The following is a 10,958-nucleotide window of genomic DNA, read 5'->3' as shown; positions in this document are numbered from 1 at the left end:
CGTCGGATCACGGCGCCAGTCCCGCAGGTCAGATCAATAGATGCTGAACGGGAAGTACTTGTCGTTGATCTTCTTGTAGGTACCGTCAGCGACGATTTCCTTCAGCGCGGCGTTCAGCTTCTCACGCAGTGGATCACCTTTGCGCACGGCGATGCCGATTTTGTCGCTTTCAACGACAGCATCGCCCTTGAACTCATAGTTCTTGCCGGCGTCGCTTTTCAGCCAGTCGTAGTTGGCGTACTTGTCGGCCAGGATCGCGTCGACACGACCGGAGGTCAGGTCCAGGTAGGCGTTTTCCTGGGTGTCGTAGAGTTTGACTTCGATATCGCTACCGTAGGTGTCCTCCAGCCAGGTACCGGCGAGCGTTGCGCGCTGGGTGCCGATGATCTTGCCTTTGAGCGAATCCTTGTCGGTTTTGAACTCTTTATCTTTTGGTGCGATGAACTGCAGTTTGTTCGAGTAGTACGGGTCGGTGAAATCCACCGCGCCCTTGCGCTCTTCGGTGATCGACAGCGAGGAGACCAGGAAGTCGAACTTCTTGGCGTTCAGCGCAGGAATGATGCCGTCCCAGTCGGAGGTAACCACGCTGCACTCGACTTTCATCTTGGCGCACAGGGCGTCGCCGATGTCTTTGTCGAAGCCGACCACGTTGCCGCTGGCGTCTTTGTTGTTGAACGGCGGGTACGCCGCTTCGATGCCCATCTTCAGGGTCTCGGCCATGGCTCCGGCGCTGAACGCGAGGGTGACGGCGGCGGCCAGGAAGACCTTTTTAAAATTCTGCATGCATGTTGCTCCGTTAGCGGTTGCTGGACATGAATTGTTTGCAGCGCGCCGAAAGCGGGTTTTCGAACACCTGCTGAGGCGATCCTTGCTCTTCCACCAGCCCCTGGTGGAGGAACACCACTTCGCTGGAGACCTGACGGGCAAAGCCCATTTCGTGGGTCACCAACAACATGGTGCGGCCTTCTTCGGCCAGTGCGCGGATGACACTAAGTACTTCCTGAACCATTTCCGGGTCAAGGGCGGAGGTGGGCTCGTCGAACAGAATCACCTTCGGCTGCATCGCCAGCGTGCGGGCGATCGCCGCGCGTTGTTGTTGACCGCCGGACAGTTGCGCCGGGTAGGCGTGGCGCTTGTCGGCGATACCGACCTTGGCCAGCAGCGCTTCGGCGACTTCGATCGCCTCGGCCTTGCTCTGGCCGAGCACGCGGCGCGGGGCCTCGATGATGTTGTCGAGCACACTCATGTGCGGCCACAGATTAAAGTTTTGAAATACAAAACCTATCTCGGAACGCAGGCGATTGATCTGTTTGCCATCAGCGGCAACCAGTTCGCCATTCTTGGCGGGCTTGAGCTTGAGTTCTTCCCCGGCCACCAGAATCTGACCCTGGTGCGGGTTTTCCAACAGGTTGATGCAACGCAGGAACGTGGACTTGCCGGAACCGGAGGAACCGAGGATCGAGATCACATCGCCGTCGCGGGCGGTCAGCGAGATGCCTTTGAGCACCTCAAGCTGTCCGTAGCGTTTGTGCAAGTTGCGGATTTCAAGCGCGGGCGTGGCCTCAGCCATGTGCGTTCCTCATATATGTTGCGCTCCTGCTGTTGGCGGGCCTTCCTGGCGAGGCGGCCAAGCTAGCATAGCGTTTCAATGGCAGCCAACAGCGCTACGGGCGGTAAGCGGATGGCGTGTGGCAGGTTGTCGCATCGGCACAGCAGACTGTCGCCCCATCAACAACCGAACGGGTGTTTGATCGTGAAAACCCGTGGGCGTTGCGTAAAAAAAGGCGCGATGTTGCCAGCTTTGGCGGGGTGTTGGAAGCGCTATCCGGCTGAACGTACACGATTCGCCCTTTTATTGTGCATCCCGTACTTTTTCAGTGTGTTTCTGGTGCGCTAATTCGTCTGAAAAGTGAGTCGCAGGGTAACGCTCTGGCGAATTGCCATTCATTCCAATGACTTGCGATGACTGTCCGGTCTCGCTGAAAACCGCGGCCCAGAAGAGTTTGAAACATTTTGGCGCATTTATTGCGTGCAGAATCTGGAACGCCCTGTTGGTTTCTTTTTACGAGAAGGAAAACCAGACAGGACGGACGCAATCGCTTTCCTCGCAAAGGTAGTTCCGATGAGCAGTACCCCAAGCTCCAATGGCCTCGAACAGGGGCTCAAACCGCGTCATGTGACCATGTTGTCGATCGCCGGTGTTATCGGCGCCGGTCTGTTCGTTGGCTCCGGCCACGCGATCGCTGCCGCCGGCCCCGCCGTGCTGCTGGCCTACGCCGCCGCCGGTACTCTGGTGGTGCTGGTGATGCGCATGCTCGGTGAGATGGCTGTCGCCTCGCCCGACACCGGTTCGTTCTCGACATACGCCGACCGTGCCATCGGGCACTGGGCCGGTTTCACCATCGGCTGGTTGTACTGGTGGTTCTGGGTATTGGTGATTCCACTGGAAGCCAACGCCGCCGCGACCATCCTCCATGCCTGGTTCCCGGGGATCGAGATCTGGGCGTTTGCACTGATCATCACCATGCTGCTGACGGTCACCAACCTGTTCAGCGTGAAAAACTACGGTGAATTCGAATTCTGGTTTGCCTTGATCAAAGTCCTGGCGATCATCGGCTTCATCGCGCTGGGTCTTGCGGCCGTTTTCGGCTTCCTGCCGAACAGCCAGGTCAGCGGTGTTTCGCACCTGTTTGATTCCGGCGGCTTCCTGCCAAACGGCATGGGCGCGGTGCTGGGTGCAATCCTGACCACCATGTTCTCGTTCATGGGTACCGAAATCGTGACCATCGCGGCTGCGGAATCGAAGAACCCGGGCAAGCAGATTTCCAAGGCCACCAACTCGGTGATCTGGCGGATCGGCCTGTTCTACCTCGTATCGATCTTCATCGTTGTGGCCCTGGTACCGTGGAACGATCCTACGCTGGCCAACCTCGGTTCCTACCAGACCGTGCTTGAGCGCATGGGCATTCCGAACGCGAAAATGATCGTCGACATCGTGGTGCTGGTCGCGGTAACCAGCTGCCTGAACTCGGCGCTGTACACCTCGTCGCGCATGCTGTTCTCCCTCGGCAAGCGCGGTGACGCACCGGCCATGTCAACTCGGGTCAACAAAAGCGGTACGCCTTACTGGGCCGTCATGCTGTCGACCGGCGCGGCGTTCCTCTGCACCTTCGCCAACTATGTGGCCCCGGCTGCCGTGTTCGAATTCCTGCTGGCCAGCTCCGGCGCCATCGCGCTGCTGGTGTACCTGGTGATCGCGTTCTCGCAACTGCGCATGCGTAAACAACGCATGGCTCGCGGCGAGAAAATCGTCTTCAGCATGTGGCTGTTCCCGGGCCTGACCTACGCGGTGATCATCTTCATCGTCGCCGCCCTGACCATCATGCTGTTCCAGGAAGCCCACCGCGTGGAAATCCTCGCAACCGGCCTGCTGAGCCTCATGGTAGTCGCCGCCGGCCTGCTGGTGGCGCGCCGCCGCAAGCTGGAAAACCGTGGTGCGGTGGTGCTGAACTGATCCGCAACGCGTAATGCAAAACGGCCGCTGTCAGTGATGACGAGCGGCCGTTTTTGTTTGTGCGCGGGGTTTATTCGCCCTTGTCTTCCTGGGTGTCCAGCGACTTGCCGTAAGTATCCAGCGCAATCCCGAAATCGGTGATGAACTGTGGCTCGGTCAGCCAGGCCTGGGCGGTTTCGATGTCCATGCCGTCGGCCCACATGCGGTAGTCGATCAGCATGTCGGCGGCCAGGTGAGTGGCGGCCATGCCTTCGTTCTCGGCATTTTCCATATCCAGCAGCTCTGGATGGTCAACGATGATGAACGCCAGTTCGCGCAGCAGGGTCAGCAGCATTTCGTTGCGGCTGACGGCTTCGGCTTCGCGCATTTTGCTGAACATCGCCAGGGTGTATTCCGGGATCGGCTCGTCCAGATGCCCGAGGTTGTCGTCCTGGTCCAGCGGCTTACGGCCGACCATGCGGATGTGCTTGGCTTTGGCCTTGGCGCGTTTGGCGCGTTTCTGTTGCTTGTTCAGGGATGCCATGGGAACTCAGTTCTTCTGTTGGGTTTGTGCGGCGATCGCGTCGGACGCCGCCACATAGTCGGCCTGGAAGGCCGGGGATTCGATCCACGCCAGGGCGCCGGCTTCGTCAGTTTCTTTTGACCACTGGCGATACTCGATCAGCGCGGCGAGGATGAAATCCATCGCGCCTTCTTCGCCTTCCTGCTCGTAAACCAGCCCCAGCAAAGGGTCTTCGAGGAACGCGGTGCACATGGCTTGCTGGCTGATCTTCTCGGCGTCGATCATTTTCTTGAACAGCTCGGTCAGGTCCACCGACTCGAAGTCGATACGGTCATCGTTCGGGTCGAGTTCGACCGGCGCCTCGGCGCGTTTGCTGCGGTTTTGCTTGGCCTTGGTCTTGGCCCGGGCGGCGCGTTTTTGCTGCTTGTTGGCGGAGGCCATGGTGTGTTCCGTCGTGCGTTGAAAGGGCTCAGCTGCGTGGCACTGGCCGCCCGGGTGTGCCGGGGGCCAACTCGCCGGTTTGCAGCCAGGTCAGAGCAATGGGCCATAGTGTGGCTTGGTATGCGCTGCGAAAAAAGGCGAAATGTCCGACTTGTTGTTCGCCGATGTCCTGCGGCGCGATGCGCAAGTGGGTTTTGTGCGCATGACTGAAGTAGCCGAGCAGGCGTTCGATGGCCGGGATCGTGCCGTAAGGGTCGTCGCTGATGCTGATCGCCAAGGTCTTTGCGCGGACATTGGCGAAGGGCAGGCGACCGCTTGCTTTCAGCAGTCGGCGGCCGCTCGGACGCTGCTCGTAGCGCGCGGCAGGCGTGCTCCAGTCGCGTACGACGCCTGCTGGCGTATCCTCGAGCCAGCCGAGGCGTTTGCCCGGGAAATAGCCACAGAGCCGCGTCAGCAGCGGCATCAGCAAATGCCATTTACCAAACATGCGCCAGCGCTGTGCCGGCGCATAGTCGCGCCAGTAAGCGAACTGCGCGCCGACTGTCACCAGTCGACGAATGACCTGCCCGGACTTGCCAAGTCCCGCCGCGCAACCGCCGAAACTGTGGCCGACCACATCGATGGGCTGGCCGGGGAATTCCCGTTGAGCGCGCTTGAGCATCGCTTCGAAATCCAGCGCGCCCCAATCGGTCCATGTAGCCTCAAGGTCTTTCAGGGTTGCCGGACGCGATTCGCCGATGCCGCGGTAGTCGTAGGTGATCACGTCGAAGCCGTTGGCGAACAGGTAATCGGCGAAGCGCGTGTAGTGTCGGCAGCGTACCGAGGTGGCGGCGTTGATTATGACTACGGGGCGTTGCGGGTCAGGCAGGGCGTGACGCCAGGTGAAGCCGCCAAGGACAAAGTCGTCGGCCGCGGCCTCATGGAAGAGCTCATTGACGATAACGGCGCTGTGGGTGAGCGCAGTGCTGCATGAGTTCATAAGGACTCGGTCTTTGCGGGATCTCCTGAGCATGAGCTTCATCAAGGCGTAAATGCAACGATTCGGAACGCGCTGCGTTTCAGATCCGCAGGCAGTGCGCTTTCGAGAATTCGTGACGCACTGCGTCACAAAATCAATGCAGTCCTGCAGGCGTAGTCCATTTCGTACACAGGCCAAGTTCCAATCATTCTAAAACACGTGCTTCCCTAGCCGGATCAAATAAGGAGTAACGGTTGGGCTCTACAAGAGCCCGGGAGTCGTCATCATGAAGCGCGTTCTTTCATTCCTGCTGCCCATCGCGGCGGTGGCGGCATTGGCCTTTCCGGCGATGTTGCAGGCGGCCAACCTGGACCCGGTCGACAGTGCCGGCGTGCAAGTCCAGCAACAACAGCAAAACGGCATCAACTACCTGTCCGGCGGGATTGGCCTGGACGAGTCAAAAGCCATTCAGCAAGCCCCTGGCTACAACCTGCACATGACGTTCGCGGTGGGCGCGCAAGACCAGTACACCGCTGATGTCGATGTGACGATTCAAAAGGCACCGGGGCAAACCGTGCTGACCCTCACCCAAACGGGGCCGCTGGTGTACGTGCAATTGCCGCCCGGTAAGTACACCGTGGTCGCCACGCGCAATGGCGAAACACGGCGTGACGTGACAGACGTTGGCAGCGGCACTGCGCGCAATCTGGTGTTCCATTGGAATGACGCTGGATAACGTTGGGTGTAATTGAAAGTCGAGGCGCGGGTATCCCGCGCCTTCCTTTATCCCCGCGTACGCTTGGCCTGCTGCTTGTCACTGGGCTCGCGCGCCATTCGGTGAATCCACAATCCAATCCAGCCGACGGCTATCAGGAATACGGTGCCGACGCACTGCGACACGATCTCGAACCAGAACATTCGGGGTTGCAGCGCGAGGGTGTAGGTATGGCGTGGGCCCGATCGGTTCCAGGTGGTGATGGAGCCGCTGATCAAGCTGTGGATGATCAGATAAGTCGACGCGGCGATGAGGAAGGCGATCAGTACGCCGACCAGCACCGTCAGCCAGAATGCCACCCGGCTCTGGCGATAGGGTGGCGGATGGGGCAGGGGGACGCGGGTTCTTTTCTGGTTCATCGAGCGGATGACCCTCTTCCTTAAGGTGCGGCCAAAGTAGCGCGGATCGCCTTTGTTCGAAACCCGTCGCGCATTTGCGCAGCCCAGAAAAAAGACTGGATTGAGCCGCCATCAAATCGCAGGCATAAAAAAACCCTGAATCTTGCGATTCAGGGTTTTCGGTATTTGGTGCCCAGAGACGGAATCGAACCGCCGACACGGGGATTTTCAATCCCCTGCTCTACCGACTGAGCTATCTGGGCAACGGGGCGCATTAAAAGGGTTTTTCGGATTTACGTCAACGACTTTTTTAAAATTTCTTAAATTAATTCCGTCGCTTACGATCCGCCCCCCGATTTTGCGGGTTTACTCCGCAGGCGGAACGTAGCCTTCCGCCTTGGCGTAATCCTCGCCGGAGAAGTACTTGTCCATTTCGCCCTGCAGATATTTGCGGTCTTCGGCATTCATCATGTTCAGACGCTTTTCGTTGATCAGCAGGGTCTGGTGTTTCTGCCAGTCAGCCCAGGCCTTGGCCGAGACGTGGTCAAAAATATCCTGACCTTTGGCGCCCGGGAAAGGAGCGCGTTCCAGCGCGGGCAGTTCTTCTTTGTACTTGCGGCACATGATGGTGCGGGTCATGACGACTCTCCTGCGTTCAATACGGCGGCCGCGCGTTCGAGCAAGGTTTTGACCGGGGCGGCAAGGCCCAGGCGCGGCGGGGTGGCGAGGTTATACCAGAGCCAGTCGGCCTCGGCCACGTGCTGACCGGCCTCCTGCACCTGAACCAGCCAGGGTTCAATGGACAGCTGGAAATGGCTGAACGTGTGGATGAGGCTTGGCAGCGCCTGCTGCTCGCCCATGGTCAGCGAGTGCTGGGCGGCCAGATGTTGCAGGTCGTCGAGATCGTCGAGTTCCGGCAGGCTCCATAAACCGCCCCAAAGCCCCGTGGACGGGCGGCGATAAAGCAGAATCGCGCCTTCGCCGTTGGCCAGCAATGGCATCAGCGTGCGTTTCTGCGGGATGGCCTTGCGCGGTTTGGGGATCGGGTAGCGCGTCTCCAGCCCGAGCATGTGCGCCTCGCAGCCCTTTTCCAGCGGACACAGCAGGCAGCTCGGTTTGCTGCGCGTACACAACGTGGCGCCGAGATCCATCATCGCCTGGGTGTAGGCGTTGACCCGATCGTGCGGCGTGAAACGCTCTGCGTTGGCCCACAGTTGTTTGGCGACCTTCGGTTCACCCGGGTAACCCTCTTGCGCGGTAAAACGCGCCAGAACGCGTTTGACGTTGCCATCGAGGATAGGCGCGCGCAGGCCCATGCTGATGCTGGCGATGGCGCCGGCGGTGGACAGGCCGATCCCCGGCAGATCCGTCAGCTTTTCGACGTCCCGCGGAAATTCGCCGCCGTACTGACTGACGACGATCTTCGCGGTTTTTTGCAGATTGCGCGCGCGGGTGTAGTAACCGAGCCCGGTCCACAGGTGCAGCACTTCGTCCTCCGGCGCTTCGGCCAGCGCTTGCACCGTTGGCAGCGCGGCCACGAAGCGGTCGAAGTAATTGAGCACGGTGCTGACCTGGGTCTGCTGCAACATGATCTCCGACACCCACACCCGATACGGATTGATGTCTTGCTGCCAAGGCAAATCGTGGCGGCCGTGGCGGTCAAACCATTCCAGCACCGCCGTGGAAAACTGCTCCGCTGTCATCGCTTGAACAGCCCCTTCAATGCGTTTTTCAATTCCGGGCTGACCTTGTCGCCAAGTTTTTCATCGATCTTCTCGCTGAGTTTGTCACCGGCCATTTTGGTCGCGACCTGGCCGAGACGTTCGTTGTCCACACGGCAGGCCTTGGCGCCCAGTTCCAATGGGCCGCGGCAGCGCAGCGGCCACTCGATGCCGACGAATTTCTCGCCGACCTGACAGGCCGGATCCGGCATGGCGCTGGTGTCGCCTTCGACGATGATGCCGACGCGGTAATCCATGCCCAGCACCCGCAGGTCGATGTCGCCATCGCCGTTGACGGTCATGCCGGGGATGCGCACTTTCAGGTCGGGGTTGCTGGCGATGCCGTTGCGGAAGGTCAGGTTGCCCTTGAGTTCCTGGAACGGCGTGTCCTTGCCCCGTGGCTCGCCGCTGAGGGTTTTGCGGTTGAGGGTGGCGATGCCTTTGCACAGTTGCTGTTCAAGGTTGGCATTGAGCAGCACACCGTTGTTGATCACGAAGCTGGCGTTGCCGTTGAGGGTTTCGATCAGCGCCTGTTGGCTGTTGCCGCTGCCGGTGAGGCTGCTGGTCAGCGTGACCAGACCTTTGACCGGCGGATTCTTGCCCTGGCTTTCGAGGATTTTCTCGGCCGGCACGCGGTTGATCCTGGTTTGCAGGTTCAGCACTGGCGCACTCGGGCGTACGTCGAGGGTACCCTTGGCTTCGAAGTCGCCGTTGTACAGGCCGCCGCGCAGATTCTCCAACGTCAACAGGCCGCCCTGGCCGGTGGCTTTGAGCGCGGCGTTCTGGATCGGCAGTTTGTCGAGGGTCAGTTGGCCGAAGGTCAGGTCGGCATCGACGTCGAGTTTGGCCAGACGCTCGACCGGCAGCAGACGCTCGGTGCTCCAGGCGCTTTTGCTTGGTTTGTCCGGCAACGGTGTGCTGCCGGCGCCGGCCATGGCATCGGCTTCGGTGCTGGCGACTTCGGCCTGACGCACTTGCGTGGCGTTTTTGGCTTTTTCCGATTTCGGCGGCAGGTAGCGGTCGACGTCGAACGTGTCAGCCTTGAGGATCGCGCGCAGCGACTGCTTGGCGAAATCTTCCACGGCAATGCGCCCGCTGAAGCTGCTGTCGTCGAGTTTCAGGTTGATGTTGTCGAAGGCGACGCTGGTTGGCGTGGCGGCCACGCGGCTGACCAGTTCGACCTTGCTCAGGCTGCCGGGCGCCATGGCTGGCAACGTCTGGCCGATGCTGTCGACAAATTTCGCCAGATCGAACTGGGCGATCGAGATTCCGCCAGTGATCTGCGGGGTCTTGTCGAGGTCGTTGGCTTTCAGCTCACCGAGGGCACGCAACTGGTTGGCGGAGATCTTGATCCCGGTCCATTCGGCGACGTTCGCTGCCTTGTCCAGGGAAATCTGGCCTTGGGCGGAGAAGGTCATGGCCTTGCCTTGTAGTGGGTCGCCGGTCAGTTCGCCGGACAGTTTCATGTCTTCGAACTTGTAACGTTGCAGGGCGCGTTCGATGCGCAGCTCGCCGTTGAGCTCGGTGCGCACCCGCAGCACGGGCTGATTGGTGCTGAGGAACGCCGTGGCTTTCAGCGGAATGTTGGTCGAGTCGTGTACTGCACCGGTGCTCAGCTGGATGCTTTCGGCGCTGTACTGCTTGCCGGTCTGCTCGTCGGTGTATTCAACACGGGCGTTGTTGACGGTCAGGCTGTCGATGTCGAGGCGGATCGGCTGCGGCGGTTTTTCCGGCTGGACGGGGGCCTCTGCAACAGGCGGGCCGGCAGGCGTCGGGCTGCCGGCAGGCGTGGCAGGAGGTGGCAGCTTGCCGATGTCTTCCCAGTTGCCGTGGCCGTTCTTGTCGCGTTTGAGGCGCAGGTTCAGGCCTTCGACGCGCACATCGCTCATCTGCACTTCGCGGCGCAACAGCGGCAGCACGCGCACGGACAGGCCGAGCATCTGCAGGTCGGCATACGGTTCGGTCGGGTTGATCAGGGTGGCGATGCTGGCCTCATGCAGTTCCAGGCCGAGCCACGGGAACAGGCTCCAGCCGATATCGCCATTGAGCGTCAGCTCGATGTGGGCCTTGTCGCGGGCTATCTGGCGAATCTCGTCTTTATAGTCGTTGGGATCAAACAGGTGGGTCAGGGCGAAGCCCGCCGCCACAATGATCAGCAACAGCCCGAGAAGTACCAGACCCAGGATTTTGCCGAACGCTTTCATGGGCGAGTCCTTGTAGTTAGTCGAATTCGTAATTTAGCCGGGGAGTATAGCGCTGCATCCGCCCGGTTCGGGGCGCTGTCATGTCGCAATGAGGTCCAGCGGCAATTGCAATTTGGCGGCCAGCGCCTGGATTTCAAGGTGCCCGGCCGGTGCCAGCAGGCGCAGTTGGGCACCCGCTTGCGACGCCATTTTCTGTGCTTGGTTCACCAGTCTCTCGGCTACCCCACGGCGCCGGGTGACTTTTCGTATACACAAATGTGACAAGTACCAAATCCTGTCGTGCCTTGTCAGGCGTGCTGCACCGAGCAGGCGATCGTTGAAACGTCCTGCAATCAAAGAGCCGTCAGCCAGGCTGTTTTCGATCAGTTGAGCGTCCCCGGAATACGGTGCGAACAGCCATTGCGGAGCGTCACGATAGATTTTTTGCAGGTCCTGTTGATCCTGGTAACTGGCATCGTTCAGCGCTTGGACAGCGATCGGCATGGCTTTTTCCTGTGGGGACGAG

Annotated in this window: 12 protein-coding genes and 1 tRNA gene; 2 read left to right on the top strand and 11 right to left on the bottom strand. The window is 60.1% G+C overall.

Translation table 11 applies throughout. The annotated features are described in order from the left end of the window. Positions 1-33: 33 nt before the first annotated feature. Complete coding sequence (locus tag AC3WMV_RS25945) at positions 34-783, bottom strand: ABC transporter substrate-binding protein (RefSeq protein ID WP_095137950.1); 750 nt, start codon at positions 781-783, stop codon at positions 34-36. Between the two features lie 13 nt (positions 784-796). Continuing rightward, entirely contained in the window at positions 797-1,570 is a 774-nt protein-coding gene (locus AC3WMV_RS25940; RefSeq protein WP_007961695.1) for an ABC transporter ATP-binding protein, read from the bottom strand. Between the two features lie 552 nt (positions 1,571-2,122). Between AC3WMV_RS25940 and gabP the strand changes: the two genes are divergently transcribed. After that, positions 2,123-3,514 (top strand): GABA permease, encoded by a 1,392-nt coding sequence (gabP, locus tag AC3WMV_RS25935; RefSeq protein ID WP_027611243.1) that lies wholly within the window; start codon positions 2,123-2,125, stop codon positions 3,512-3,514. A gap of 70 nt (positions 3,515-3,584) precedes the next feature. Here gabP and AC3WMV_RS25930 read toward each other — a convergent pair whose 3' ends face one another. The 3 genes from AC3WMV_RS25930 to AC3WMV_RS25920 are packed head-to-tail and all read right to left on the bottom strand — an operon-like array spanning position 3,585 to position 5,436. Next, positions 3,585-4,037 (bottom strand): hypothetical protein, encoded by a 453-nt coding sequence (locus AC3WMV_RS25930; protein ID WP_103368299.1) that lies wholly within the window; start codon positions 4,035-4,037, stop codon positions 3,585-3,587. A 6-nt stretch (positions 4,038-4,043) separates the two neighbouring features. Then, positions 4,044-4,457 carry a hypothetical protein gene (locus AC3WMV_RS25925; RefSeq protein ID WP_103368300.1) on the bottom strand — a complete coding sequence of 138 codons (414 nt, stop codon included), beginning with the start codon at positions 4,455-4,457 and terminating at the stop codon, positions 4,044-4,046. Positions 4,458-4,485: 28 nt separating this feature from the next. After that, positions 4,486-5,436: an alpha/beta hydrolase family protein gene (locus tag AC3WMV_RS25920; protein ID WP_103368301.1), complete on the bottom strand. Its 951-nt coding sequence runs from the start codon at positions 5,434-5,436 to the stop codon at positions 4,486-4,488. A 265-nt stretch (positions 5,437-5,701) separates the two neighbouring features. Here AC3WMV_RS25920 and AC3WMV_RS25915 point away from each other — a divergent pair, with 265 nt between their 5' ends. Further along, positions 5,702-6,151: a hypothetical protein gene (locus tag AC3WMV_RS25915; RefSeq protein ID WP_103368302.1), complete on the top strand. Its 450-nt coding sequence runs from the start codon at positions 5,702-5,704 to the stop codon at positions 6,149-6,151. A 47-nt stretch (positions 6,152-6,198) separates the two neighbouring features. On the opposite strand, the gene AC3WMV_RS25910 is transcribed toward AC3WMV_RS25915, so the two are convergent. The 6 genes from AC3WMV_RS25910 to AC3WMV_RS25885 form a co-directional block, all read right to left on the bottom strand. Further along, a complete protein-coding gene (locus AC3WMV_RS25910; RefSeq protein ID WP_103368303.1) occupies positions 6,199-6,549 on the bottom strand; it encodes a hypothetical protein in 351 nt (116 codons plus the stop codon). A gap of 166 nt (positions 6,550-6,715) precedes the next feature. Further along, positions 6,716-6,791: transfer RNA gene (locus tag AC3WMV_RS25905), tRNA-Phe, on the bottom strand. Between the two features lie 103 nt (positions 6,792-6,894). After that, positions 6,895-7,167: an oxidative damage protection protein gene (locus AC3WMV_RS25900; protein WP_003220737.1), complete on the bottom strand. Its 273-nt coding sequence runs from the start codon at positions 7,165-7,167 to the stop codon at positions 6,895-6,897. Further along, positions 7,164-8,231 (bottom strand): A/G-specific adenine glycosylase, encoded by a 1,068-nt coding sequence (gene mutY / locus AC3WMV_RS25895; RefSeq protein ID WP_103368304.1) that lies wholly within the window; start codon positions 8,229-8,231, stop codon positions 7,164-7,166. The genes AC3WMV_RS25900 and mutY overlap by 4 nt, the downstream gene beginning before the upstream one ends. Further along, positions 8,228-10,453, bottom strand: a complete 2,226-nt coding sequence (locus AC3WMV_RS25890) for an AsmA family protein (protein ID WP_103368305.1) — start codon at positions 10,451-10,453, stop codon at positions 8,228-8,230. Before AC3WMV_RS25890 ends, mutY begins: the two co-directional genes overlap by 4 nt. Before the next feature lie 78 nt (positions 10,454-10,531). Continuing rightward, entirely contained in the window at positions 10,532-10,936 is a 405-nt protein-coding gene (locus AC3WMV_RS25885) for an acetyl-CoA sensor PanZ family protein (RefSeq protein ID WP_103368306.1), read from the bottom strand. Positions 10,937-10,958 lie beyond the last annotated feature (22 nt).

It is taken from the genome of Pseudomonas sp. FW305-3-2-15-E-TSA4 (assembly GCF_058787295.1).
This window is presented reverse-complemented; position numbering and strand designations above follow the sequence as displayed.